Here is a 25,852-nt window from a genome sequence, read left to right as displayed (position 1 = left end):
CATGGCTACCTTTAAAGATTTCAGAAATAATGTAAAACCCAACTGGTGTCCTGGGTGTGGAGACTTCTCTGTACAAGCTGCGATTCAACGGGCATCGGCAAACGTGGGGCTGGATCCTGAACAATTAGCTGTCGTTTCAGGAATCGGTTGTTCAGGACGTATATCGGGTTATATTAATTCGTACGGTTTTCATGGCATTCACGGCCGTTCCCTTCCTATTGCTCAAGGATTAAAAATGGCAAATAAGGATTTGACCGTCATTGCTTCAGGCGGGGATGGAGATGGATTTGCCATTGGCCTTGGCCATACGATCCATGCGATCCGTCGTAATGTAGATGTCACATACATCGTTATGGATAACCAGATTTATGGGCTGACAAAAGGACAGACCTCTCCGCGTTCGTCATCTGGTTTTAAGACAAAGTCTACTCCTCAAGGAAGCATCGAGCCAGCACTGGCACCGATGGAAATGGCACTGACAGCTGGCGCAACATTCGTTGCCCAAAGCTTCTCTTCTGACTTGAAAGAGCTGACTGCGATAATTGAAGCAGGTCTAAATCATAAAGGCTTCTCTTTGATCAACGTATTTAGTCCTTGCGTAACATATAATAAGATTAATACGTACGATTGGTTTAAAGAGAACCTGACAAAGCTCTCGGATCTTGAAGGCTATGATCCATCAAATCGTGAACAAGCCATGAATACGCTCATGGAGAAGGATGGACTGGTAACTGGATTGATTTATCAAAACAGAGAACAGCCTTCATACCAGGATCTAGTAACCGGGTACTCTGAAGAGCCATTAAGTACACATGATTTAACGTTAGATGAGGGTAAATTTGATGAATTAGTCAAAGAATTTATGTAATAGAAGAAACCGGGCTCCTTATTTGGGTGCCCGGTTTTTTAATTTATTGATTTCTTCAATTAAGTGAGCATTTGTGAATTGCAGGTGCTGAATTGTGTTTTCATAGCTTTTTATTTTATTTTTCATTTCAGCTGATTCTTCCTCTTTGAAGCTGAAGTCGTCTTCCTTCATAAGTTTGATATTCTTTCTTAATGTATGAAGGGTTGCGGTATAGTCCTTTTTTTCGTCTAACAGCCTTTTTAATGATGTTTCGATCTTTTGGATATAGGCCGATTTTTCGATTTGCATTTTCGATGCCTGTTCAAGCTGATTCGCTTTAGTGGTAAGCAGGTCCTCGTAATGGAATGAGGTTTCTGAAAAAGCTTGCTCGATTTCAAACAGTTCTATTTCTTTTAAGTAAAGTTGAGTTTTCAAGGAGTCGTTCTGATGCAAGAGATTGTAGTTTTCATGTTCCTCAAAGCCATTCTGGATGAGCAAATGTTGTTTCGTTTCCGTCCACTCAATCTTCAATTTCTCCACCAGCTCCACAAGTTCTAGTAATTCTGTTTCTTTTAGGTGCAGTTGAGTTTTCAAGAAGTCGTTCTGATATAAGAGATTGTTGTTTTCATGTTCCTCAAAGCCTTTCTGTATGAGCAAATGTTGTTTCGTTTCCGCCCACTCAATTTTCAATTTCTCCATCAGCTCCTCAAGTTCTAGTAATTCCGTTTCTTTTAAGTAAAGTTGAGTTTTCAAGGATTCATTCTGATGCAAGAGATTGTAGTTTTCATGTTCCTCAAAGTCTTTCTGGATGAGCAAATGTTGTTTCGTTTCCGCCCACTCAATTTTCAATTTCTCCATCAGCTCCACAAGTTCTAGTAATTCCGTTTCTTTTAAGTAAAGTTGAGTTTTCAAGGACTCGTTCTGATGTAACAGATTATAGTTTTTGTGTTCCTCAAAGCTATTCAGTATGAGTAGATGTTGTTTATGGTCATTCCACTCCCTTTGTAATTCCACTCCTAACACTTCTTGTTCCAATAATTCACTTTCTGTGATATATAATTGTCTTTCAATTCGTTGTTTGTTTTTCAATAGTTGTTCGATTTCTTTTGTAAGGTAGCAATTTGTCACTTGTAAAGAATGGATTTCTTTATCAAGTGTATCCTTTTCTTCATTTTGGTGTTCCGTTTGTTTTTTTGTTTCCGTTAAGTGGAGATGGTTTGTTTTATGGAGTTGATCCTTTAAGTGATTAATCGTGTAGCGAAGCTTTGTCATTTCCTTTTCTTGTGCCTTAAGGAAGGAGTGGTATTTTGAGGATAGCTGTCCTTTTTCCGTATCGATTTTTATACATCGCATTCGATACTCTTCAACTGTATTTTCTAAAAGTTGATGTTCTTTTTTTAAGGATTTGTATTTTTGAGCGAGATAACCTTTTTCGAATAATGAACACTTTTGTTTGTACTTTTCCATTTCGGATTTATAATGAATGATTTGCTGCTGCAATTGTATAGGAGAAAGTTGTTTCATACAGGATGCCTCCTTTCTTCTCGTTTTTATTATGTATATGTGTTCCACAATGTGAACGCTATTTGTCCATAAAAATAAGCCATGAAAACTTCCCAGAGTTTACATGGCTTTTATATTTATAATAAATATCATTGCAATGATAAGATAAGCGTTTACGTTCGTAATATTCATTTAAAAGAGTAAGCGTAACCAATCAGAAGCTTGTTTTTCAGAAATATATTTGAATGTCATTTAATTGTAGTTTTGTTCATTTTACATCACAAGTGGAGCAATTCATAAAAGGTTATACATTCCTCCTTTCCTTATGGTATATGTTATGCCGGTTTTAAAACGGGAGTACTGGCAAATGACTATATGCACAGCCTATTTTTTCATAGTTTTGAAAAACTATTAGTATGCCTATTATTTTTTTTTGTAAAAATAGGTATTTACTCTATACCAAATTTTTTCTCGTCCATAAGATATAGTGTGATAGAAATACAATATTCATTAAAAGAGAGGAAGGATTTTTTTGAAGAAGCGTAAACAAATTAGGGGTTCCCAGACCCCAACACCAACGCCAACCAGTATTCCCTTGGATACAAATGATTTAGCACCTGAATGTATTCGAGTAGACAAAGTGTATGACTGGGTGTTCTTTGCGAACAGGTACGAGAATAAGAACTTCATTCCTGATGAAGCTTGTCGTGCAGCAGTCAGTGCAGCATTAGCTGCAGGTCAAAGAGTAGAGGTGCAAACTGCTCCAGTAGACCCGGCTGACGTCAGCGTAACAGGTACTATCATTGAAAATGGGAATCCTGGAAAAGTTCTTATCGTCTGGACAGTCCCTGTAGACGTTACAATCTTAATCGATGGGGTAGCAGAGTGCTCATTCACTGTTCGCACTCAATTCACCGACGAAATTATGCTTTGCGTACCGACAGGAATCACAAATGACAACTTAAACATCAGAGCAACACAAGTAATCGCGACTTCTGGTGGGGTATTAATGGGGCCGGATCCATTTGGACCAATGATCCCATTGAAAGTCGTACTATGTAAAGATGTTCAAGTAGAGTATCCTGTTAAACTTGAAGTATTGGCTAAATTCTGTTTCCCACGTCCAAACAATATTCCAGTACCTGAAGAAAGACTTCAATGTGACTTGAGCCTACTAGAATTCCCTCGTCAATGTCCAGGATTATTCCCGGTTGATAACTGTGAATGTCAAGCGACTGCTCTTGCTAGAAATGAAGATACACTTGCAACATTTGGTTCCGGTGCAACCTCAGACGTTGTAACAGGTCTATCGACTCTTAGAGCAGAGATTTGTCAAGAATGTTCACTCGCTGATAGCACATGGTCTTACTCCTTCACTGATACTGAAGTAGGTCCTACACCGGCTCCGACTGGAACAGGATTCCAACCTGACTTCAGCTTTACTTTCGAGCCATCTTCCATCGATAGCGTAACATGTGGTGAGGACGCTTTGACTGCTGTAGGAGAAGGAATCCGCTACTTTGATGGTGCTCCTGAACAATTATTCTACGAATTACAGATCATTAGTGGATTAGTCGGACCAATCTCAGAAGGCTTCCGCTTAATCTTAAGAAATACAGCTAATGTTGTCATCTATGATAGTGGAATTGTAGAAGCATTGGTAGAATTCGGTGAGTGTGATACATTTGCTGACCTGCTTGGCGGATTGGATGACTAATTAAATGAGGGAGAGAGGAATCTCTCTCCTTTTTTTTAACATGTAAACAAACCATACATAAGATAATACAAAGAAATCAATGGAGGTGAACGTGATGACAGTGGAGGAGGATGAAACTAAAGATGGCACGGGCTACCCGGAAGTCATGAATGATATTCATTTGATATCTAAAGAACTTGAGTCTCTCTATAATCATTATTCAAGGCGGATAAAGAATGTGTCAGAGGAATTGTCCAGGGAAAGATCAAAACATAAAGTGTATCAATTAGAAATCGCTGAGAATCACCATACAATTCAGATGTTGACAGAGCAAATTGAATACTTACTACAAGATATGGAATTGAAACATGAGATTTATCTTCAACTACAACATGAATTAAAGAAAGTACCAAATCCAGATGAATCTGTATTAATTAATGAAGCAACCGTTAAACCAGAGAATCTGGATGATAGCATTTTCGGAAATAGCTTATGGGAAGTTAATGACCATTTAATTCCTACAGCCATTCCAGAAATAAGGGTGATTTATGAAAGTACTCTTAGCCAAAAGAGGTCAATACTTGAAGGTATTAAAAATGATGCAATATCTTTGTTGATGGAAGCCAATGAGTACTTCCTAACGGAGAGCAAAAGGTCCATTGAGGTCGAGGTATATGCTAATGCATTCGCAACTCATTTAGCATGGGTAAGACAGCAATACAAGCAATACATCAAGGGGAAAAATGAAAGGTGGTATACGAAAATGTGGAATTTTTTATGGGGAAAACAAGAAAATAATCATCCTGAGATAATTAAGAAGCTTAATTTGATTGAGGAACATTTAGAATCGTATTCTGGAAAATTCAATGAAGTGAAGGAATCGTTGAATAAGAGCAATGAAAGGGAAGAAACCACTCAGAATTACTTACAGAAGATGAGTGCCTTGCATGAAGAGCTAAAGAAAATTGAGGAACATTACGAGGAAGAACTTCATGCACTAAGGACTCAAATTGAAGAATTTAAACAAAGAGAAAAAGATCTTGAAAGACAGATGACGTTATTGAATGAAAAAGATACAGGTATTCAAAAAGGGAAAAGTCAGCGTGAAATGGAACTGGAGAAAGAATTGTCTAAACTTCGTCAAGATCTGAAGTCTCAATCAAATAAGAAAAATGATCTCTATAATAAAATGAAACAGCAAAGTAAACAAGCAACTCACGGGAACCCTCAATTTGAAGAGTACGGAAACATACCGATGGCTCCTGAAGCGAAACGAACAATGTTTAATCCGAACAAATACATTCGATGAATTTGAAAGGGGGGAAAAAGATGCAATCCAATGATCTAAATAAAATTTACAAGCAGCAAAAGAGTGTACCCATTGGGATCAGAAAAGAACAAAAAAAGAAAATGGAAGCGAAACGAACAAAGTTCAAATATAAGGGATGCGGGTGTAACGCATAAAGAAAGAGTGTATATTTCAAAAAAATTAATTCAATTGCTTGAAGCGGAATGTAAAAAAGAGCTTCCGAATGAGGCATGCGGATTTATTTCTGGTCATACGAATGTGTGTAAAAATGTATGGCCAACCAAAAACACAAACCCTTCTCCTTATACATTTGCCATTGATATCCATGATCAAGATAGAATAATGGGTGAACTGAAAAAAAATCATGAAGAATTAGTTGGAGTTTATCATTCTCATCCTTTTGGTAAAGCAGTACCTTCAAACGATGATATTAAGCATGCCCCTGGCCACCATATTTATTATTTCATCATTGCTTTAGGAAGGGGAGAAGCAAATATCAGATGCTACAAAATATTTAATGGTAATGTAAGGGAAGTCGATATCGAAATTTACGGGTGACAATTTTCACTTTTAAAAGGGATCTGCCATATAGCAGATCCTTTTTTAAAGTGAAAAACGTTGATCTGACAATAAGAATAAGAAGGAGAGTCAGTCTCCTTCTTCGAGTGTATAAACGTTAAATACCCTTCCTTTTTGAAAGGATTTTAATCATTTCTTCTTTTTTATTATAGGCCTTAAAATACTCACTAACAATTCTATGGTTATTTGAATAATAGGGGTTTGTTTTAGCTTTTTTTGGAGGATGCCATAAATGATAGATGTTACCGGTTAATCTTTTATGAGGACCACAAATTGTATCACTGGCAGCAACAAATGCATCGTCCTCACCACCCCAGCCTGTAAAACGTTCATCAAAACCATTAATCTTCATAAAGCATGTTTTATTGATTAAATTTATTCCGCCAACGGGAATCGACTTATTATTGTGTCGGTTTTTACCATGTAACATGGAAGTGTTCAGAGCGTAATAGGGTTTGTCATATAGCACTTCAGACATGTGACGGGACAAATCACACACGTTATTATATGGAAGTATAAGGGGAAAAGATTTAAGAAGCTTCAAGCCTGAGAGCATTGCATTTTTTGGGCAAAGTATATCTGCATCTATAATGGCAATACATTCAGTTTTAGTCTTTTTTACAGCTTTATTTATTGCTGACGATTTGGAGTAAGGATCATTCCCATCGGAAGCGATGATCATATCTGTGTTAGGAAACAACGTTTTGTAGTAATTCATAACTACATGTAAGTCTTTTTTTCTGAAGGTATCCTTTGAATGAAAAGGAATGATGATCGTAAAGGGAACCATCTTTATGCACATCCTTTCTTTAGGAAAAGATAATAAGACTAATTCAGGTTTGAAAGTATCCTTTCTATAATGGAAAGGGAAATCATTCCATCTTCAGCAGTCACCTTAGGCTGCTTGTGGGTTTTCACATTTTGAATGAAGTCCAGTAGCTGCATTTGTAATGGATCATACTCAGGAGCAGAGATATTAATTGTAGAAACTTTATTCTGGCTTACAATGTCTTCTATTTCAGGATAATGAGAGGAGACTTGAATCGTCTTAATCGTATGGTTAATCAAATCAACATCAAAGTATGAATGGTTGGTTATGATTTCGATTTGTCTTTTTTTATATTTTGATATATAGCTGGCTGTTAATGTACAAATTAATCCGGACTGAAGAGTAAGAATAGACGTTACATGATCGTTTCCATGGTGATTATTCTTAGGGGATCTAATAGAATATATATCTTTAATTGTATCACCTTTAGTGATCTCTTCTAATAGATATACATCGTGAATCATTAAGTCACTGACAACTTCAGGGAAATCCATACGGACAGCAGCTGGATTTAACCTATTAAAATTGATAGAGCAAATATCCTCGTGCTTTAATAGCTCCATTAATAACCTAAAGGTAGGGTTGTATAATTCTATGTGCCCAACTTGTACAATCAAGTTTTTAGTTTGAGCTTTTTCAACAATCTTTTCTGCATCAGAACTATTAGCAGTTATGGGTTTTTCTATTAATAAATGAACATTATGATCTAAACATAGATTCGCAAGCTCGTAGTGATATTTAGTTGGCACACAAAGACTTATTGCATCCACACTTCTCATAAGATCGATCATTGTAGGGTAACTCTTTATTTTATATTTCTCTGAAATGATTTGACTCTTATTTATATCGTTATCAAATATTCCTTGTAGTGTCACTTGTTCTTTAAGTGCCAATAATGCATTAATATGCTTCTCACCCATTTTACCAGCACCAATAACTCCAATCTTCAATTTGAACACCTCTTATACCTGTTTTTAATATACTATGCGAAAAAAATTAAATTGCTTGGACAAACAATTAAATGTTTAAATTAGTCCAAACTATTATAGAGGTTTGCACATACACTAGGTAATAAATAACGTTTGCAGGGGTGATCTACGTGAAGAATCTTAATGGTGTGACACTAGGGAGAAATGTAGTTGTAGAAGAGGATGTTTTAATAGAAGAAGGGGTCGAGATCGGCCATAACAGCGTGATTTTAAAGGGAACACATATAATGAAGAATTCAAAGATAGGAAATAATTGTGTGATTGGTATAAAACCACAAGGAAATAATAGGATGAGGGGCAACAAAAGTTCTACTACCTTATTAATTTCAGAAAATGTGAAAATAGGCAACCTGGTCAGCATTTATTCAGGCACCACTATTGGTCAACATGTATTCATTGGAGATCATGCAAGTATAAGGGAGAACGTAATAATTGATCAGGATACTGTAGTTGGCAGGGGTGCTATCATTGAATTAAATAGTACCATTGGCAAGGCATGTACTATTCAAACGCTTGCGTATGTGACAGGTGATACCATTATAGAAGATCACGTTTTTATTGGTCCTTGTGTTTCGATGTCAAACGATAAATATATGGGGAAATCTCCCTATGAGTTGAAAGGTCCTGTTATTAAGAAAGGCGCTTCCATTGGAAATAATGCCACTTTACTTCCTGGAGTTATTATTGATAACGATTCTGTAATTGGTGCAGGTTCTGTAGTAACAAAAGATGTACAAAATAATTGTACAGTTGTAGGAAATCCCGCAAGAGTATTAAAGAGAAAATAATACATTCATAGACTTACTAATCAGTAAGGAAGAACAAAGTAAATATTAGTAGACATGAAAGAAAGCCCCTCATAAACTATTAAAATTATGAGGGGTTTATTACTTGTATAAATGATTTTGTGAAGAAACTTTTTTATATGAAGTTATAATTTTTTTAATGTATTTACACTATATAAGGTTTTCATTGTGTTAATTTCATTCGCATTCATTGTAGGTACATATTGATCAATTTGCTTTTTAATATATTGGCGATATTGTGGGGCGATAATTTCTAAAGCTTCTGGGTGAAATTTTTCCATCCAGGATGTATTGATGGAATCCCCTCTAACTTTAACCTTTAATTTATTCATTTCAAGGTGTTTGCCATTATATTTAGAAGTAATGTATGATAGGACGTTTCCGAAGTGTGGATATGGATGTTTTATAATATTGTTTGCATCATTGATTTTAAACAAATTATTTAGATAAGGTTCTGAAAGAGGTACGTTCTTAATCGTATTTTCCAATAGATCTTTCCTGAAACATTTATAACAATTCATACAAGGCTTTCCTACGCCGCCTCTGCTGCATGCTTGCGCGATATTCCTATAGCGGGAGTTCATAACCATCTTTGTTGTAGATACTTCGCTTAATCCTATTAATGGAAGGGTAAAGGGCATATCTACGCTTTCTAATATTTCTGACCATGTGGCTATGAATGGATTTTGCTTCCAGTCTGTATACCCCTCATAACCGACCCTGTATCCCTCTTCGATCGTATGACCATTTGCTAAACTATTGAAGCCGTAGTAATCAGATAATAGTAAACTAGGAGCTGCGTCAGCCAAAATGGTATTAAAGCCAACAGGATTCCTCACATACTGTAAATCTGACTTAATTCTATGAATATTAAATCCCAATTTCTTTAAAGAATTACAAGCAAAATATGCGGCATCCTGATTAAGCATCGTTCTTTTATGTTTAAGTGTAAGTGGTGGAATTCGATCTATATAGAACAAGTGAGTTGAAGGTGGGAGGAGTAATAAAGCTGAAGTTGAATCCATACCTCCACTATAGGAAAGGGCTGGTACAGCATTAATTGGAGCTTTTCTGGGTTTGAGATGATAATTTACAGGAACTATTTTTTTATTAGTGAGTCTGTAGAAAGCCCTGTGGAAGTGTACACTGACACCTATTGGTACAGAGATTACAGGACCACAAAATGGGTACACAATTGAAATAGCAGCAAGAGCTAACATATCTGGATGAACTGAATCGATATTCCAGTTGTTTGGCAAGTGGATAGTACATTGTTTATTATTCAGGTGTACTTCACCCGATGATTTATAACTGTTTCTAAAAATAGTAAAGTTGGTTTTATCCGTTGGGTCAATAAAATAAGAGAGGGTCAATAACCCGGTTTTGCATTTGTAGTAAATTTTCATTCCATTCATCCTTTTTAATAAAATTCATAAAACTTATGATAGATAACCCTTGTGAAGATAAGAAGATAAATGGGATATTATAGTTTTTGGGTTGGATATTCAAGGTGATATAGTGTTTGAATTTTTTAGGAATGAAAAGCTATGAATCCCACTTACTTTTCCTATTTTTTTTTGAGGATAATATCTTTTACGGAGTGGACAAACTGCTGAGCACGTATTTGATTAGAATGATTATTTTGAATGAAATGGTATCCATTATGAATAATTTCTTCTCTTGATCGATTGTTATTAAGATAATACTTCGCTTTTTCTTCAAAATTTGTAACATTGCAAGCGATGAAATTCTCACCATCCTTGAAGCCTAACTCGAGGATATCGTTGTTGGGTTCAGCGAGCAGTAAAGCTTTACATGCAGGTACCTCAAAGAACTTCAAAATTGGATATTTGAGATTACTTCCACAAGTGAAAAAGATTTTAGCCTTGTTGATTTCTTTCGCATATTTAATATCGACAATCGGTTCCTTATCCCAGGATACTAAGTGACCCGGGTGTGCAATGTGGGTGAAATTAGGAAGATTATTAAACCTGTTTAACACTGCTTCTCTAAATTTGTACCGGCCATGTGTTGGCGTGTTGATTAATCCCATCAATAGATAATCATATTCTTTATTCTGCTTCCAATCTCTATAAATCTTTGTGTTTACTGACCAGGGTAACCATTTGAATTTATGCTGAAGTTCTGGATAGGAATTGAGAAAATTTTCTTTGGATACAGAATAAACAGCATCAAATTTATTAGTAAGAACATAGTTTTTCCTGAAAGCAGGATTATAATGAGAATCAATAATAAAGCAACCTTTCGGTATGTCAATGGAATGTAAACCAGTGATATTCGGTGCTAGTGCATAATTATATCCGACATCATAATGAAAAATAAAATCAGGTTTGACTATTATTTTTTCTAATATCTCTCTTATATCCCCATCTTCATACCAATAGTAAAGATCAGCATATTCTTCAAATGCTTTAATCATATCAAACTTCGCCTTATGCTTAGCGTATTTTTTCCAAAATGGTCGAATTAATAGTAATATCTTAGGTTTCATCAGCAAACACCTCTTTAGTGATAATAGAGTAATCAAAATTATCAGGATGATAATTTTGAGGGAATAATACTAAGTCATTACATTTAGTATCTATCGAGTAGTAGGCACTTAGGAGATGAATGTCCAGCTGGGGGATTTTTATCAGAGTGTTTTCTTCACCAGGAATGAAAACGTTAAAGTTCTCATTTAGATAGTTAATGAAATCTTCCACGTTAACATTGACTTTTTTGAGGAAATCTATATTGAACTCTATACATCCCGCGAAAGTATGGCACCTATTTAAGGTATCTTTCATCCCCTCCAATACTTTCCATTCGTGACCCTCGACATCGATCTTAAAGATGACTATCTGATTTTTAATGCTTTTCAGCATAAATAGATCGTCAATTCTTATACTGCCAATTTTCTTTTTAATTTGTTCTCTATGCTCTAATTGAAAGATTGATGAATTTCCGGACCGTTCTTTATCTATAAAAAAATCTTGAGAATACAAGTTTCGATCAGATGCCAATTTATAAATAATTTTCATTTGATCTTTATTTACATGCTTTTGGAGAGATTTTTCAATATAAGGTTTAAGATCTTTATTTGGCTCTACGCCATAAATCAATGCATCCTTACAGTAATTTGCAGAAAATAAAATCTCTCCATAATTCAAACCAATGTCTATGATAATGTTCGGTTCCAGCTTCTCTACAATTCTTCTCCAGAAATTCACAACTCTGGGCTGAGTGATCCCATTGTGCAGTGACAAGCCTAGTCCCTTCTTTTCTTCATCATTTACATAAAATGAATTGTGGTTATCACTAAATATGATTTCTTTCATCATTACAACACCCCTTTATTATTATTGTTTTGGAGAGATTAGAATGAAAGAGTATATATCAATCAATCCGGGGTTTTTTTCTTTCAATAATGATTTCATTAATATGCTTAATGAATTGATTTGCTCTAACCTCATTTGAGTGGTATCTATTAATAAAATTCGCTCCATTTTTAGATATCCTATTTCTTAAAGTTGGATTATTTAAATAGAAGAGAGCTTTTTCTTCAAAATCTTCTTTTGTACAGGAAATGAAATTTACCCCATTATTGAATCCTAATTCATAAATGTCATTGTTAGCTTCCGCAAGTAATAGAGTGTTACAAGCGAGAACTTCGAAAAACTTTAAAACGGGGTAATTTAATGTACTGCCACAAGTAAAAAAGATTTTCGATTTATTGATTTCTTTTGCGTAATTAAGATCGACCATAGGATTTCCTTTCCATGAAACTAAATGGCCGGGATGATGGTGATGGACAAATCCATTATATTTTTTCATTGTTTCCAATACTTTTTCCCTGAAAGGATATCTTCCTTCTAATAGAGGATTGACTAAGCCCATCAACATAAAGTCATATACTTTTGGTTGCGACCAGTCTCTAAATATAGAGGTATTTATCGACCAGGGTAACCAAACAAACCGGTTTTTTAGGTCTGGATACATTTTCAGGAAGTTTTCTTTAGTAACCGAAAATATAACATCAATTTTATTTTTATTTACATACTCCCTGCGGAAACCAGGATTGTAATGGGAATCAATAATATAGCATCCCTTAGGAATATTAATTTGAGACAATCCAGTGATTCTCGGTGATAATTTATAATTGTACGCTGTGTCATAGTGGAAGATGAAATCCGGTCTGATGTTTAACTTTTTAATAATTTCATGAATTGACCCGTCTTTATGCCAATAGTAAACGTCAGCAAATTGTTCAATTGTTGTAATGAAGTCGTATTTTGATTTATGTTTAGCGTACATTCTCCCAAATGGTCGAATTAGAATTAATAGCTTTAATTTTTTGATTTTCAAATATCACACCTCCCTATCTAATATTTTATGGATAAATGGTGATTATGTGAGGACAAGATATGAAAATTTCCAATAATAGATTAGTGTCTTAACAGTTTCCTTGGATATGCATAAACTGATAAAAACAATAAGGGGTGTGGATAGTGAATTTCGAAAAGGATAACTTGAAAGTGACAGTTATTGGTCTGGGCAAAATAGGTTTAACCATTGCTTCAGTAATAGCGGAGAAAGGAATAAAAGTTTATGGAGTAGATAAAAACCCTCATGTAGTTGAACAAGTCAACAAGGGTATTTGTCATATTAAAGGGGAACCTGGTTTGGAAGAATTGGTAAAGGCAAATCAGATGGCTCATGCACTGACATCTACCACAGATACTAAAGAAGCCGTCAGTAACTCCGATGTAGTAATTGTCATTGTCCCGGTATTAATAACACCTGATAACCAGGTTGATTACCAATATATTGATGAAGCCGTTAATCAAATTGGACAAAGCATAAAAAAAGGTACGGTAGTGATATTTGAAACAACATTACCAACCGGTGATACAAGGAATCGATTTGGTTCGAATATCGAGAAGCTTTCCGGTTTAAAGATGGGTACTGACTTCTACCTTGCTTATAGTCCAGAGAGAGTCTATTCAAATAAGATCATAAAAAATCTCAAGGATTATCCTAAAGTCGTGGGAGGAGTAAATGAAAAAAGTAAGGATCTTGCAGTTACTTTTTATAAAAGGGCATTACAATGTGAAGTGATTGAAATGAGTAGCACTGAAGCTGCTGAATTTGCTAAAGTAGCAGAATCGGTTTATAGAGACGTGAACATTGCACTTGCAAACGAGCTTTCTGTATATGCGTATGAAAAAGGTGTAAATATAGTAGAAATCATAAAGGCTTCAAACTCCCAACCTTTTTCTCATATCCATAATCCGGGCATAGGAGTCGGGGGGCATTGCATCCCTATATACCCTTACTTTTTCTTGAATAATGGATTAAATACAGAGGGCTTAGTTAACAAAGCTAGAGAAATCAATGATAGCATGGCGGTTTATTCTGTCGATATGATAGAAAAAGAAGTAGGTAAATTAGATTCTATGAATATACTTATTCTAGGGCTGTCGTTTAGAGAAAATGTGAAAGAACATACAAAATCAATTACTATACGTCTAAATGAAATTCTAAATGAAAAAAATGCGAATGTGTATGTGAACGATCCGTATTATTCTCCTAAAGAAGTGGAAGACATGGACATAACGTATATGTCACTTCAGGATAAACTAGTTGCTGATATGGATATTGTCATTTTACAAGCGTATCATTCCGAATATGAGAATCTTAATCTTTCCATGTTTAAAAACTGCAAGGTATTACTTGATGGAAGAAATGCGTTCAACCGCAATGAAGTCGAAGAGCAGGGAATCAAATATATCGGCATTGGAGCCACATAAGAGGGTGATTGAATGATACCTATGGTAGATACTAAAAGTGACTTGAAGCTATACGAAAAGGAAATAATGAAAGAAGTTGCGGCAGTAATCAGAGATGGAGAGTACATTTTTGGACCAAGGTCCAAAAAAATCGAGGAAGAGATAGCTGAATATGTAGGCGTTAAGTATGCGTTGGGGTTAGCAAGTGGTACAGATGCCATTACATTGGGATTAAAAGCCCTGGGAATTGGAGAAGGGGACGAGGTAATTACTACTCCTTTTACCTTTTTTGCAACCGCTGAATCTATCGCTCATGTAGGAGCCAAACCGGTTTTTGCAGATATTGAAGAAGAAACATTTAATATAGATCCTACAGAAATCATCCGGAAAATCACCAAAAAAACGAAAGCCATCATTGTTGTCCATTTATTTGGCCTGGCTGCAAATATGGATGAGATCATGGAAATAGCCAATGAGCACGGACTCTATGTGATTGAAGACGCTTGCCAGGCGTTAGGAACAAAGTACAAAGGAAAGATGGCAGGAAGCATAGGGGACATAGGTTGTTTTTCGTTTTATCCTACCAAGAACTTAGGTGCGTGCGGAGATGCTGGGATGCTGACAACTAACTCGCCGGAACTCAATAATAAAATAAGGCAATTTAGAAATCACGGCTCTCTAGAAAGATATATTCATAACACAATAGGAATCAATAGCAGGTTGGACGAGATACAGGCAGCCATTCTATTAGTGAAATTAAAATACTTTGAAGAATTATTGGATAAAAGAAATGCTCTTGCTAAAACGTATTATTCAGGGTTAAAGAATAACCTAAAGCTCCCCACGTATATACAATCAAGAGAGCACACTTATCACCAATACTCATTCAGGGTAGAAAAAAGAGAAGGATTAATGGAGTATTTAAAAGAAAAAGGAATTTCGTCCATGATCTATTATCCGATTCCGTTACATCTCCAAAAAGCGTTTAGCCATTTACATTATCAAAAAGGGGATTTTCCGAAAACAGAAAAAATCTCCGATGAAATCCTCTCCCTGCCATTGTATCCGACGCTGTCCAATAGCCAGCAACAATATATCATGAACACTGTAATCGAGTTTTTAAACAAGAAATAAAACGATAGAAAACCATTTCTTTTTGTAGATAAAGAAATGGTTTTCTTTATTAAAAGGGTATATTAAAGTGTTTGAAGAACCATTCATCATTAAAAGTCCTGCTTTGGAAATATTTCTTTCTTCGTTGTTCCACTCCATCTTTGAGAACAAGATTCTCAATTTTTTTTGGACTCCTATGAATAATCAACTCTTTCGTTTTTTTGATCCTATCCTGATTAAAATGAAGGTAAGCCATACGCAGTAGATTATAATATACTCCATCATAATCTACTTTGTAAGGGTGGGACTTCCTGAACAAGTGTTTGATTGTAACTGCCGGCTCACAGCTGCACCTATAGCCGAACAACCATAGTTTTATAGATAATTCTACATCTTCATGTCCCCATGTTTTAAAGCCGGTTTCGAATCCACCAACTTTGAAGAAGACATCCCGTTTTATTAAAAAACACCCGCCTGGAATAATCGCAGTATTAAATAAACATGGCTTTTTCTTATGCCATTGTATTCTTAAGCTGCTATTTAAAGTTTGTCCATAACCTACAATCTTCGGGTCGTCCATTGATGCTATCGCGGGACAAACGACATCCGTCATACCCACTCTTAAAGTAGTTAATAATTTATCTATCCAATAAGGTTCGAAAGATAAATGAGCATCACAGAACATTAAATAGTTAAAATTAGCATTTTCTGCTCCAATATTACGCGCTACTGAAGGTCCTACTCCCTCCGTCCTGATTAACTTAACTTTATTTTTGAAATGAGATTGTTCCAAGAAATCACAACACCGATCTTCAGAAGCATCATCAACTATAATCACTTCGTAGTCTATAGAAGTATCAGTGGAAAAAAGTGAAGTTAACGTTTTTTTTACATTTAAACCTTCATTTTTCACAGGAAAGATAATAGATACCTTATAATGATCCATTTGCACTTCATACTCTCTCCTTCATATATTTATTCATCCATTTATCATATGTCAATAAATCCTGATGGTGTTCTTAGAATTCAAGGCTCATGGGATGCATCATAGTTAGTCGATTTGTATCATAAGATAAAAAGACCAAATAATATTCAAAGGTGGTGAGCCTGTATATGAAGTTAAAAATCAATAATTATGATTGGGGATCAATTCCAGACTATTCCTTATCAGCCATCCAGTTTTTATGTGCGGAAAATAATTATCAATTCAATTGGAACAAAGAAGAACAAGTGGTGGAAGTGAATAGTTCTCTACACGGAAAAAAAGTATGGCTATCAGTGAACACATCGAATGAAAACATAAATCATGAGGTACATGAAAAGGTGAAAGAGGCATTAACTCATTATGGGGTGGATGTTTCAATAATGGAAAATACGGAATGGCTCAGTGAGGGGGACCTATTTTTTGAATTAGTGACGAGTAAACCAAAGGGCGATAAACAGTTTGTTTCATTTGGATATAACGAAAAGCTGAATTCCATCAATGTGAAAAAAAATCTCTCGGTCTATAAAGATGAGCTGCATTTCAATGGGTCCTATTTATTGCAAGAGCGTCACTCAATTCCCCATCTTAGATGTTCCATACAATGTAGAGATGAAGAATTCATACTGAACGAAGCTCCTGCAATTTTAACGACTTGTGCACTGAAAATACTACTAGGGAATCAAAAACCCACCTTACTCGATTTGAATATGCTGCACTTATTAAAAACGACAGGTAAGCTTGTTGAGGACACGGGAATAAATAAGGAGGAGATAAAGAAGCCAAATAGGCATACCCAGATTGATGATAAAGAATATGAAGAAATCAAAAAGCAAAAAGCGAATCGAAAAACTCTGGAAGCCCAGGTGAAAAAACCATCCGCTGAAATATATTTTGATTATAATGTATTACCTAATCGAAAACTTGAACGATATTCTATTAAGGCGGATTTCTTCATAAAGAATACAGGAAACGTAGACTTATTGAATCCAAAAATCTGCTTTCGGATGAACCCTCCTGATAAAATTGAAATTGGAGGACAGATCCTGCCCCCTGAAATGAGTGAGATTTTTTCCATTCAGGGCCAAAACGGTGCGCAAGGATGGAAGTATATGGGGAAAGACTGGCTGGAAAAGGCATTCGCAACTGGGGATTATTGGATCGAATCTATACAGGGATCCGTTATCCCGCCTGGGGAAACAATTGCGGTGGAGGGGTTACAATTTACGTTGGAAAATCTCGAAGAACAGGAAAATTCTACTATTTTGGGGTTTGTGTTATTTGAAGAACAAGAGCTTCAGCTCAGTTCAAACAATAAAATCATCATTACCTTTTAACCATAAAAAGTTGCCAAGGGATCTTCCGAGGCAACTTTCTTTATTACTGACGTTATTCTCTTGAACTGTCATCGTTTTGAGTGACCATCTTATCGGCTATGGGTTTCTGACGAGGCTTAATAATATGGGTTTGACTTCGTTTTTGATTTTCAACCATTCGTTTCAGCTCAAATAAATTGTGGGTCATTTTGGAATTTTGGTCACGGATGGAATCCACTTCCTCAATAAACTGTATAAATCGCTGCTCGACTTCTTCGAATTTCTCCATTAGTACTTCATTTTGATGGATAAAGTTGAGTTCTTGCTCCTGTTCAACCGCTTCAATCCGTTCATCCTGTTGTTTTGACCGTCGATCAATATCGGCAAATTGGGAGGAAAACCACCACTCATTCTCTTCAAATTGCTTTTGATATTCGCTGATAAATGTTTTAATATATTCCATTTTTTGCTTTTCTGCTTCAACTAACTGATCCTTTGCGAACTGCAAAGAATCAAGAGTATGTTTCCTCTCAGACATTAGCTTTTCTAGCTCTTCTGTTTTGGAAATAAGGCTATAGAACATTTCTTTCTTCGTTTCTTCGGAATGAGCTAATGCAGCATTTAAATCCGAAATATGCTGTTGTTGACTAAGGACCTTCGTATTTAAAGAGTGGTTTCGTTGCAGTAATGATTGATTTTCTTTTAGTAACGTTTCGTTTTCAGTAGATGACCTAGTATGATTTTCTTCCAACTTGGATAAGGAAAGTGAGAGGGTATTGAGTTCATTTTCGGATTGAATGAGCTTTTTTTCTAATTCATTTATGGTTATAGATTGCTCTTGAAGCAGACTTTCCTTTTCGTGAAGTTGTTGACGGAGTGAGTCTCTTTCTTCATCAAGCCTGGACATGGAAAGGGCGAGGTTTTTCCGTTCCACCTCAGTTTGAACCAGCTTTTGCTCCAACTTCTTTATCATTTCACCTTTTTCCAAAAGCAATTCTTCTTTGTTGATAAGCTTATCCTGTAGTATTTTCAATTGATCTTCTAATAAGGATAAAGATACTGATAGATTTTTTCTCTCCATCTCGATTTGAAGCAGCTTTTGCTCTAATTCATGATTTTTTTCAGTCTTCTCTATTAGGATATTTTCCTTTATGTGTAGTTGATGGTGTAGGACATTTACTTGATCCTCAAGCTTTTCTTTCCATTCTTTAAATCTATTTCGATCCTTCATCATTTCTTCTTCAGAAACCCGGTTTACTTCTAACTCCTCATTTAACTCCTCTAATTGGTGAGAGTTAGAAATAAGAAGTTCTTTATAATGCTGAACCTCAGCATACAGATAGCTTTCTTGTAATCTTTCAATGGTTTGGTGTAGTTCATCTATTTTAGAATGGAGGTATAATTTTTCTTGGTTTTCAATGTGATACATAGGTGTCTTAATTTCATTCTTTGCTATTTTAATCTCCTCCCTGGGTATTTGTCTTACTTTACGTTATGCACCAATTACAAGGGGAGTTACATGGATGAAAGCCCATTTATACGTGTAAGCGGAAAATTTCGAACAAATTTCAACACTTAAGCGCCTCTATTGTATGTATCCTTGAAAACCTTTATACTATTATAATGTGCAAGAATGTATATCTTCTAAGCTGATTTATAATAGAAGATAAGCGGTTTGGTTATTGAGGTAGAAAGGGGATTTTTCATGAACGAAGATCAAAGAAAACATGGACAACAATCGAAGTCTGTTACTCCATCGGACCAAAAATCCGAAAAGGATTACAGTAAATACTTTGAAAGTGTCTATATCCCACCATCTTTAAAAGATGCAAAAAAGCGTGGGAAGGAAGAAATTAAATATCATAATGACTTTACGATTGATGATCAATATAGAGGTTTAGGGGAAGGCAAGAAATTCTATATTCGTACGTACGGTTGCCAAATGAACGAACATGACACAGAAGTGATGGCAGGGATTTTCATGGCATTAGGCTATGAAGCGACGAATTCGACTGACGATGCAGACGTTATCCTTTTAAATACATGTGCGATTCGTGAAAATGCCGAGAATAAGGTATTTGGTGAATTAGGTCACCTGAAGCATTTGAAGCGGGAAAAACCCGAGCTATTAATCGGTGTATGTGGGTGCATGTCCCAGGAAGAATCCGTTGTGAATAAAATTTTGAAAACATACCAGCAAGTGGATATGATTTTTGGAACTCATAACATCCATCGTCTTCCTAAAATCCTGTCCGATGCTTATATGTCCAAAGCCATGGTCGTGGAAGTTTGGTCTAAAGAGGGGGACGTCATCGAGAATCTTCCGAAGGTACGCCGTGGGAACATTAAAGCATGGGTGAACATCATGTACGGGTGTGACAAATTCTGTACGTACTGTATCGTTCCATACACACGCGGTAAGGAACGGAGCCGACGTCCTGAAGAAATCATTCAGGAGGTACGAAACCTTGCCGCCCAGGGGTATCAAGAAATCACTCTTCTTGGCCAGAACGTGAATGCCTATGGTAAAGATATCGAGGATCTTGAATATGGCCTAGGAGATTTAATGGATGATCTTCGAAAAGTGGATATTCCGCGTATTCGATTTACGACCAGTCATCCGAGGGATTTCGATGATCATTTAATTGAAGTCCTTGCGAAAAAAGGGAATCTGGTTGAGCATATTCACTTACCGGTTCAATCCGGATCGACAGATGTCCTGAAGATCATGGCCCGTAAGTATACACGTGAGCAATTCCTGGAATTAGTAAGAAAAATTAAAAAAGCGATGCCGGACGTTGCACTTACAACTGACATCATCGTCGGATATCCGAATGAAACCGACGAGCAATTCGAAGAAACTCTTTCTTTGTATCGGGAAGTTGGATTTGAATCGGCTTTTACGTACATCTATTCTCCTAGGGAAGGTACCCCTGCGGCGAAAATGAATGACAATGTACCGATGGAAGTCAAAAAGGAACGGCTTCAACGATTAAATGCAGTTGTGAAGGAATACTCTGCTGAAGCGATGAAGAACTATAAAGGACAGATCGTCGAGGTACTGGTGGATGGAGAGAGTAAGAAAAACCCTGACATCCTTGCCGGATATACCCGACGGAGCAAGCTTGTCAACTTCAAGGCTCCTAAAACAGCCATTGGAAAAATTGTAAAGGTTAAGATCACAGATGCTAAATCGTGGTCATTGGATGGGGAAATGGTCGAAAGCGGCCAGATTGGATCAGAATTTCAAGAACCGGTAGAGGTGAATTAATATGGCAAAGTACACAAAAGACGATATTATGAAGCGGGCAGAAGAGCTTGCAACGATGATTGCTGAAACAGAAGAAGTGGATTTCTTTAAACGCGCTGAAGCTCAGATTCACGAAAATCAAAAAGTGCGTGAAATGATTGCGAGTATTAAGAGCTTACAAAAACAAGCGGTTAACTTCCAGCACTATGGTAAGACAGAAGCATTAAAAATGGTTGAAGAAAAGATTGAAAACCTGGAAAAGGAAATTGATGCCATTCCAGTCGTGCAACAATTTAAAGAGTCTCAAACGGACGTGAATGATTTACTGCAAATTGTTGCTTCCGTCATTTCTAACAATGTGACGGATCACATCATTGAAACCACAGGCGGAGATTTACTTCGTGGTGAAACCGGATCACAAGTGAAAAACTCAACGCCTGGAAGCTGTTCTTAATAGAAGAATGGTGTAAATAGGTGCATAGTGAAAATAAAAACGATCTCTGCTTAAAGGAATATCCCTTTCATGCGGAGATCGTTTTTTGTGTTTTGTTTGACCTTTTGCTATTGTTTCCTTCTTCGTTTTAGTTGTGCGCTCCATTATCGAAAAGTCTGGTAGGATACTTCGGAGCTTCGTCACATCCCGGCCCGTATTTCTAAGGACATGATCCCTTTTTCGTCTTGCTTTGCTTTTTGACATGAATACATCCTCCTCTTCAAATCATCAATTCCTTGCTGATTCTTAGTTTACCATTTTTCTATGGTGACGGGTAGTGCATTCCGGAACATTCAATGGGTATTCGCATACAATACATTATCTCGCAACAATCCCATTATGTAATTAAATTTTCTCGCACAAACACCTAGATAGTCGCATAAGATGAATTGAAAATGAATGAGGAGGTTCGCTCGAATGGCAGAATATAGAGAGATTATTACTAAAGCGGTCGTAGCGAAGGGACGTAAATTCACACAGTCTCATCATACGATTAGCCCGCCGCATAATCCATCGAGCATTTTAGGCTGCTGGATCATTAATCACCAGTATGAAGCACACAAAGTAGGCAAGAAGGTTGAAATTCACGGTTCATACGATATCAACGTATGGTACTCCCACAGTGACAACACAAAGACATCTGTTGTAACGGAGAGAGTACAGTATACAGATTGCATTAAGCTGAAATACCGTGATCCTGATTGCTTAGATGATATTGAAGTATGTGCTCGCGTACTACAACAGCCGAATTGCTGCGAAGCGGTTATTTCACCTAACGGTAACAAAATCATTGTTCACGTCGAACGTGAATTCCTAGTGGAAGTTATAGGAGAAACGAAAGTATGTGTCCTTGTAAATCCTGAAGGTTGTGACGATGAAGACTGGGATTGTGACTTAGATGATGAAGAATTTGAAGAGTTAGATCCAGACTTCTTAGAAGGAGACGAAGAATAGCATTTACTAGGAAGACGGCCTCTTCCTAGTTTTTTCTTCTTAAGAGTTTAAAGGAATTTATCGCATAAGGGATGGTAAACAGTACAGGGGGCATCTCTCTAGATGCTCTTTTTTTCGTCGTGAAAACCAATCACATGTACATGTGATTGGTTATTTAGTCTATAGAATAAGGAACAGACTGATGAGTGCATATGTAATAGAAGCAATTAATCCAGTGAGGAGGGGTTTATATCCTAACTGAATAATGTCTTTTATTCTCACTTGAAGACCTACTGCTGCCGTTACCATGAAGCTTCTTTAGGAAGAAAGGAACCTTTTTGTATGTCATGCTGCAATGTCCTATAGCTCCTTTGTGAAAAATCAACTATCCCTTAGTATAGTACAACCTATAATAGCGTGAACTCTAAAACACGATTCAATTTATTGTATGTTAAAATAGAAAAGAGTATAGAAACAAAACACCCAGTATTGAAAGGATTTTTAACATGAAAAAGATTTTAGTCCTGGCAGAAAAACCTTCTGTCGGTAGAGATATTGCCAAAGTGCTTCAGTGTACGAAAAAAGGAAATGGATTCTTAGAAGGAAGCGACTATATCGTCACTTGGGCACTGGGACATTTAGTCACATTAGCAGAGCCTGAAAGCTATGACGACCGCTACAAAGCATGGAAGCTTGAGGATCTGCCCATGCTTCCTTCATCCCTTAATCTTGTAGTCATTAAGAAAACGGGGAAACAGTTTAGCTCAGTGAAAGCACAAATGAACCGTCCGGATGTCAAAGAAATCGTCATTGCCACTGATGCCGGCCGGGAAGGGGAACTTGTTGCCCGCTGGATCATTGAGAAAGCCCGGGTAAATAAACCGTTGAAACGATTATGGATTTCATCTGTCACCGACAAGGCGATTAAAGACGGATTCAATAAACTGAGAGATGCGAAACAATACGAAAACCTATATGCAGCTGCCCAAGCCAGATCTGAAGCCGATTGGTATGTGGGAATGAATGCTACCAGGGCTTTGACTACCAAGCACAATGCACAGTTATCATGTGGACGTGTACAAACACCTACGTTGAGCATCATTGCTCAGAGGGAAGAAGAAATCAGGAACTTTAAACCACAAACGTATTATGGCATACAGGCTACAACGGATCGCGGTTCGTTTATTTGGTCAAACCATAAAAATAAAGATACAAAAACATTTTCTAAAGAAGAAATAACAAGCGTCATGAAATTATTGAAGGATAAAAAGGAAATCACGATTCAGTCAGTAATAAAATCACAAAAGAAAAATTACGCTCCTTCATTATATGATTTAACAGAATTGCAAAGAGATGCTCATAAAGTCTTTGGCTATTCTGCCAAAGAAACACTATCCATTATGCAGAAATTGTACGAGCAACATAAATTAGTCACTTATCCAAGAACAGATAGTAAACATTTATCCAGTGATATGGTCGCCACATTGAAGGACAGATTGAAAGCGGTCAGTGTACAACCATATCGTAAAATGGCTCATTTAGCGTTGCAGAGTTCAAACCAACTTTCAAAAGCATACGTTGATGACCAAAAGGTGACGGATCACCATGCCATTATACCGACGGAGGAGACACCTTTCCTCCAAAAGTTACAGGACCGTGAAAGAAAGATCTATGATCTAGTCGTGAAACGCTTCTTAGCTGTATTCTATCCTCCATATCTGTATGAACAAACGACGATTGAAGCCTCGATTGGTACTGAAACCTTTCAAACGAAAGGAAAGCGGATTGTAGAAATCGGTTGGAAAGAAGTATATGATTTTGATTCAGAAAAAGATCAATTGCTATCAAAAATGGAAGAAGGGGATACGTTTTCTGTTCTGGCAATAAAAGAAACAGAAGGGCAGACCAATCCTCCCGGCCGTTTTAACGAAGGAACTCTTCTATCCGCTATGGAAAACCCAAAAAGATTCATGAAAGAAAGCAACAAAGATCTTCTTGACACCATACATGAAGCAGGGGGACTCGGTACAGTTGCGACAAGGGCAGATATAATAGAAAAGCTTTTTAACTCAGGAGTGATTGAACCGAAAGGAAAAGAAATTCTTATTACGTCTAAAGGAAAGCAATTATTGGAGTTGGCACCTCTTGAATTACAATCCCCGACCCTTACAGCAGAGTGGGAGCAAAAGCTTGAGAAAATCGCAAATGGATCTCTTAATAAACAAGAATTCTTAAATGAGATTAAAGATTATACAAGTAAGTCGGTTAGTGAAATTAAGAACTCTACTAAGAAATTCTCTCATGACAATCTAACCGGGACGAAATGTCCTGACTGTGGAAACCTGATGTTGGAAATAAAGAATAAGCATGGTAAGAAACTGGTCTGTCAAGATCGCGAGTGCGGTCACCGGAAAAATATTAGCAAAAAAACAAATGCACGGTGCCCGAATTGCCATAAACGCTTAGATCTAAGAGGAGAAGGGGAAGGGCAGATGTTCACATGTGTGTGTGGACATAGAGAGAAACTTTCAACCTTTAACGATCGCAGAAAAAAAGAAAAGAATAGCAAAGCAACTAAAAGGGATGTAAATAAGTATTTGAAAACACAGCAAAATGATGAGCCGGTCAACACTGCATTAGCCGATGCTTTGGCAAAATTAAAACTGGATCAGTAATTTTTTTATAGGGATGACTCCCTATTTTAGGAGTCATCTCTATCTTTTTTTGGTTATTATTGATAGAATATTTTTAATTATGTGAAAATGAGGTGAGTATGATGACATCAATTACAATTCAAGAATTTTTTGAAGCAATTGAAAAAGGCGATAAAGAGACAGTGGAGCAGTCATTGAGAAATGACACCAATCTTTGTAACGCAAATAATGAACAAGGTTTAATAGCATTAGGGGTGGCTGCACATTATGGTCATAGGGAGATCGTTGAGCTTCTGCTGAATTTTGGTGCGGATATCAATTCCTTCTCAAATTCGAAAGTTTCTTACATTCCTTCTAATACGGCTTTACATGCAGGAATCGCCGGGGAGGCTTCGAAAGAACTGTTGGAGTTTTTACTAAAACAAGGAGCGAATGTGAATCAACCCGATTCATCAGGGCACACACCGTTACATATTGCTGCTTTCGACGGAAGTGAAGAAATTGTGTCCCTGTTACTGGCTCACGGAGATGGAAAAGAGATACATTCAGGAAATGACCGGACTCCATTGGAAATTGCTAGAGAAAGAAATAATAAAGAGTTTTTAAAAGCTCATGAAGAATTTGCAAAAGGAAAAGTTCAGTAGTTCCCACAAGTTTCATGCACCCCTATAATGGGGTGTATTTTATTTTTACGATTTTTGGTTCATTAGAAAGCAACATAATACACTCTAAATGTATTATGCTTTGATACTTTTTTCGAACAG

The 25,852-nt window shown here is 36.6% G+C and carries 23 protein-coding genes; 13 read left to right on the top strand and 10 right to left on the bottom strand.

Features of this window, described 5'->3' with window-relative positions; genetic code table 11:
• Position 1: 1 nt before the first annotated feature.
• Positions 2-868: a 2-oxoacid:ferredoxin oxidoreductase subunit beta gene (locus tag ACXAF2_RS18000; protein ID WP_475140741.1), complete on the top strand. Its 867-nt coding sequence runs from the start codon at positions 2-4 to the stop codon at positions 866-868.
• Positions 869-886: 18 nt separating this feature from the next.
• Here the strand turns inward: ACXAF2_RS18000 and ACXAF2_RS17995 are convergent, their stop codons facing one another.
• Entirely contained in the window at positions 887-2,371 is a 1,485-nt protein-coding gene (locus ACXAF2_RS17995; RefSeq protein ID WP_475140739.1) for a hypothetical protein, read from the bottom strand.
• Positions 2,372-2,882: 511 nt separating this feature from the next.
• Between ACXAF2_RS17995 and ACXAF2_RS17990 the strand changes: the two genes are divergently transcribed.
• From ACXAF2_RS17990 to ACXAF2_RS17980, 3 genes are all read left to right on the top strand, one after another.
• Positions 2,883-4,067, top strand: coding sequence for a BMQ_0737 family morphogenetic spore coat protein (locus ACXAF2_RS17990; RefSeq protein ID WP_475140738.1), 1,185 nt, complete (start codon positions 2,883-2,885; stop codon positions 4,065-4,067).
• A gap of 94 nt (positions 4,068-4,161) precedes the next feature.
• The gene (locus tag ACXAF2_RS17985; protein WP_475140736.1) at positions 4,162-5,355 is read left to right on the top strand and encodes a hypothetical protein; all 1,194 of its coding nucleotides are present in this window, start codon (positions 4,162-4,164) and stop codon (positions 5,353-5,355) included.
• 72 nt (positions 5,356-5,427) lie between these two features.
• Positions 5,428-5,913, top strand: a complete 486-nt coding sequence (locus ACXAF2_RS17980; RefSeq protein WP_475140735.1) for a M67 family metallopeptidase — start codon at positions 5,428-5,430, stop codon at positions 5,911-5,913.
• A gap of 118 nt (positions 5,914-6,031) precedes the next feature.
• Here ACXAF2_RS17980 and ACXAF2_RS17975 read toward each other — a convergent pair whose 3' ends face one another.
• Both ACXAF2_RS17975 and ACXAF2_RS17970 read right to left on the bottom strand, forming a co-directional pair.
• Entirely contained in the window at positions 6,032-6,724 is a 693-nt protein-coding gene (locus ACXAF2_RS17975; protein ID WP_475140733.1) for a galactosyltransferase-related protein, read from the bottom strand.
• A 38-nt stretch (positions 6,725-6,762) separates the two neighbouring features.
• Entirely contained in the window at positions 6,763-7,713 is a 951-nt protein-coding gene (locus ACXAF2_RS17970) for a Gfo/Idh/MocA family protein (RefSeq protein ID WP_475140731.1), read from the bottom strand.
• Between the two features lie 149 nt (positions 7,714-7,862).
• Here ACXAF2_RS17970 and ACXAF2_RS17965 point away from each other — a divergent pair, with 149 nt between their 5' ends.
• A complete protein-coding gene (locus ACXAF2_RS17965) occupies positions 7,863-8,540 on the top strand; it encodes an acyltransferase (protein WP_475140730.1) in 678 nt (225 codons plus the stop codon).
• Positions 8,541-8,683: 143 nt separating this feature from the next.
• Here the strand turns inward: ACXAF2_RS17965 and ACXAF2_RS17960 are convergent, their stop codons facing one another.
• The 4 genes from ACXAF2_RS17960 to ACXAF2_RS17945 all read right to left on the bottom strand — a co-directional run bounded on the left by ACXAF2_RS17960 (position 8,684) and on the right by ACXAF2_RS17945 (position 12,923).
• Positions 8,684-9,964, bottom strand: a complete 1,281-nt coding sequence (locus ACXAF2_RS17960) for a DUF6395 domain-containing protein (RefSeq protein ID WP_475140728.1) — start codon at positions 9,962-9,964, stop codon at positions 8,684-8,686.
• 161 nt (positions 9,965-10,125) lie between these two features.
• Positions 10,126-11,070, bottom strand: a complete 945-nt coding sequence (locus ACXAF2_RS17955; protein WP_475140727.1) for a glycosyltransferase family protein — start codon at positions 11,068-11,070, stop codon at positions 10,126-10,128.
• Positions 11,060-11,899 carry an FkbM family methyltransferase gene (locus ACXAF2_RS17950; protein WP_475140725.1) on the bottom strand — a complete coding sequence of 280 codons (840 nt, stop codon included), beginning with the start codon at positions 11,897-11,899 and terminating at the stop codon, positions 11,060-11,062. The genes ACXAF2_RS17955 and ACXAF2_RS17950 overlap by 11 nt, the downstream gene beginning before the upstream one ends.
• 55 nt (positions 11,900-11,954) lie before the next feature.
• Positions 11,955-12,923 carry a glycosyltransferase family protein gene (locus ACXAF2_RS17945; RefSeq protein WP_475140724.1) on the bottom strand — a complete coding sequence of 323 codons (969 nt, stop codon included), beginning with the start codon at positions 12,921-12,923 and terminating at the stop codon, positions 11,955-11,957.
• A 143-nt stretch (positions 12,924-13,066) separates the two neighbouring features.
• On the opposite strand from ACXAF2_RS17945, the gene ACXAF2_RS17940 reads away from it, so the two are divergent.
• Both ACXAF2_RS17940 and ACXAF2_RS17935 read left to right on the top strand, forming a co-directional pair.
• A complete protein-coding gene (locus ACXAF2_RS17940) occupies positions 13,067-14,368 on the top strand; it encodes a nucleotide sugar dehydrogenase (protein WP_475140722.1) in 1,302 nt (433 codons plus the stop codon).
• A gap of 12 nt (positions 14,369-14,380) precedes the next feature.
• Positions 14,381-15,481 carry a DegT/DnrJ/EryC1/StrS family aminotransferase gene (locus ACXAF2_RS17935; RefSeq protein ID WP_475140720.1) on the top strand — a complete coding sequence of 367 codons (1,101 nt, stop codon included), beginning with the start codon at positions 14,381-14,383 and terminating at the stop codon, positions 15,479-15,481.
• A gap of 49 nt (positions 15,482-15,530) precedes the next feature.
• Here ACXAF2_RS17935 and ACXAF2_RS17930 read toward each other — a convergent pair whose 3' ends face one another.
• Positions 15,531-16,406, bottom strand: coding sequence for a glycosyltransferase (locus ACXAF2_RS17930; protein WP_475141278.1), 876 nt, complete (start codon positions 16,404-16,406; stop codon positions 15,531-15,533).
• Between the two features lie 167 nt (positions 16,407-16,573).
• Between ACXAF2_RS17930 and ACXAF2_RS17925 the strand changes: the two genes are divergently transcribed.
• Positions 16,574-17,779, top strand: coding sequence for a hypothetical protein (locus tag ACXAF2_RS17925; protein ID WP_475140718.1), 1,206 nt, complete (start codon positions 16,574-16,576; stop codon positions 17,777-17,779).
• A 52-nt stretch (positions 17,780-17,831) separates the two neighbouring features.
• Here the strand turns inward: ACXAF2_RS17925 and ACXAF2_RS17920 are convergent, their stop codons facing one another.
• Positions 17,832-19,187, bottom strand: coding sequence for a hypothetical protein (locus ACXAF2_RS17920; RefSeq protein ID WP_475140716.1), 1,356 nt, complete (start codon positions 19,185-19,187; stop codon positions 17,832-17,834).
• Between the two features lie 276 nt (positions 19,188-19,463).
• Here ACXAF2_RS17920 and miaB point away from each other — a divergent pair, with 276 nt between their 5' ends.
• Together miaB and ACXAF2_RS17910 are read left to right on the top strand one after the other, a co-directional pair.
• On the top strand, positions 19,464-21,029 hold the full coding sequence (gene miaB / locus ACXAF2_RS17915; RefSeq protein ID WP_475140714.1) for a tRNA (N6-isopentenyl adenosine(37)-C2)-methylthiotransferase MiaB: 1,566 nt from the start codon (positions 19,464-19,466) through the stop codon (positions 21,027-21,029).
• A 1-nt stretch (position 21,030) separates the two neighbouring features.
• A complete protein-coding gene (locus ACXAF2_RS17910; protein WP_148969272.1) occupies positions 21,031-21,462 on the top strand; it encodes a YlbF/YmcA family competence regulator in 432 nt (143 codons plus the stop codon).
• Here the strand turns inward: ACXAF2_RS17910 and ACXAF2_RS17905 are convergent.
• The gene (locus tag ACXAF2_RS17905; protein ID WP_475140712.1) at positions 21,439-21,705 is read right to left on the bottom strand and encodes a hypothetical protein; all 267 of its coding nucleotides are present in this window, start codon (positions 21,703-21,705) and stop codon (positions 21,439-21,441) included. The two genes, ACXAF2_RS17910 and ACXAF2_RS17905, sit on opposite strands and share 24 nt — an antisense overlap.
• Positions 21,706-21,918: 213 nt before the next feature.
• On the opposite strand from ACXAF2_RS17905, the gene ACXAF2_RS17900 reads away from it, so the two are divergent.
• From ACXAF2_RS17900 to ACXAF2_RS17890, 3 genes are all read left to right on the top strand, one after another.
• Positions 21,919-22,455, top strand: coding sequence for an outer spore coat protein CotE (locus ACXAF2_RS17900; RefSeq protein WP_113968133.1), 537 nt, complete (start codon positions 21,919-21,921; stop codon positions 22,453-22,455).
• 485 nt (positions 22,456-22,940) lie between these two features.
• Positions 22,941-25,109 carry a DNA topoisomerase III gene (locus ACXAF2_RS17895; RefSeq protein WP_475140710.1) on the top strand — a complete coding sequence of 723 codons (2,169 nt, stop codon included), beginning with the start codon at positions 22,941-22,943 and terminating at the stop codon, positions 25,107-25,109.
• A 101-nt stretch (positions 25,110-25,210) separates the two neighbouring features.
• Positions 25,211-25,732 carry an ankyrin repeat domain-containing protein gene (locus tag ACXAF2_RS17890; protein ID WP_475140708.1) on the top strand — a complete coding sequence of 174 codons (522 nt, stop codon included), beginning with the start codon at positions 25,211-25,213 and terminating at the stop codon, positions 25,730-25,732.
• Positions 25,733-25,852 lie beyond the last annotated feature (120 nt).

It is taken from the genome of Rossellomorea sp. ABR4_004 (assembly GCF_056159585.1).
Note: the sequence above shows the minus strand (reverse complement) of the source record. Positions and strands in the feature narration are given on the sequence as shown.

What these genes read in the sequence shown, in the direction of transcription:
- miaB (WP_475140714.1), top strand. Translation starts at nt 19,464, where the DNA reads ATGAACGAAGATCAAAGAAAACATGGACAACAATCGAAGTCTGTTACT.
- ACXAF2_RS18000 (WP_475140741.1), top strand. Translation starts at nt 2, where the DNA reads ATGGCTACCTTTAAAGATTTCAGAAATAATGTAAAACCCAACTGGTGT.
- ACXAF2_RS17905 (WP_475140712.1), bottom strand. Translation starts at nt 21,705, where the DNA reads ATGTCAAAAAGCAAAGCAAGACGAAAAAGGGATCATGTCCTTAGAAAT.
- ACXAF2_RS17960 (WP_475140728.1), bottom strand. Translation starts at nt 9,964, where the DNA reads ATGAAAATTTACTACAAATGCAAAACCGGGTTATTGACCCTCTCTTAT.
- ACXAF2_RS17900 (WP_113968133.1), top strand. Translation starts at nt 21,919, where the DNA reads ATGGCAGAATATAGAGAGATTATTACTAAAGCGGTCGTAGCGAAGGGA.
- ACXAF2_RS17950 (WP_475140725.1), bottom strand. Translation starts at nt 11,899, where the DNA reads ATGATGAAAGAAATCATATTTAGTGATAACCACAATTCATTTTATGTA.
- ACXAF2_RS17975 (WP_475140733.1), bottom strand. Translation starts at nt 6,724, where the DNA reads ATGGTTCCCTTTACGATCATCATTCCTTTTCATTCAAAGGATACCTTC.
- ACXAF2_RS17985 (WP_475140736.1), top strand. Translation starts at nt 4,162, where the DNA reads ATGACAGTGGAGGAGGATGAAACTAAAGATGGCACGGGCTACCCGGAA.
- ACXAF2_RS17955 (WP_475140727.1), bottom strand. Translation starts at nt 11,070, where the DNA reads ATGAAACCTAAGATATTACTATTAATTCGACCATTTTGGAAAAAATAC.
- ACXAF2_RS17910 (WP_148969272.1), top strand. Translation starts at nt 21,031, where the DNA reads ATGGCAAAGTACACAAAAGACGATATTATGAAGCGGGCAGAAGAGCTT.
- ACXAF2_RS17935 (WP_475140720.1), top strand. Translation starts at nt 14,381, where the DNA reads ATGATACCTATGGTAGATACTAAAAGTGACTTGAAGCTATACGAAAAG.
- ACXAF2_RS17920 (WP_475140716.1), bottom strand. Translation starts at nt 19,187, where the DNA reads ATGTATCACATTGAAAACCAAGAAAAATTATACCTCCATTCTAAAATA.
- ACXAF2_RS17930 (WP_475141278.1), bottom strand. Translation starts at nt 16,406, where the DNA reads ATGGATCATTATAAGGTATCTATTATCTTTCCTGTGAAAAATGAAGGT.
- ACXAF2_RS17890 (WP_475140708.1), top strand. Translation starts at nt 25,211, where the DNA reads ATGACATCAATTACAATTCAAGAATTTTTTGAAGCAATTGAAAAAGGC.
- ACXAF2_RS17895 (WP_475140710.1), top strand. Translation starts at nt 22,941, where the DNA reads ATGAAAAAGATTTTAGTCCTGGCAGAAAAACCTTCTGTCGGTAGAGAT.
- ACXAF2_RS17995 (WP_475140739.1), bottom strand. Translation starts at nt 2,371, where the DNA reads ATGAAACAACTTTCTCCTATACAATTGCAGCAGCAAATCATTCATTAT.
- ACXAF2_RS17925 (WP_475140718.1), top strand. Translation starts at nt 16,574, where the DNA reads ATGAAGTTAAAAATCAATAATTATGATTGGGGATCAATTCCAGACTAT.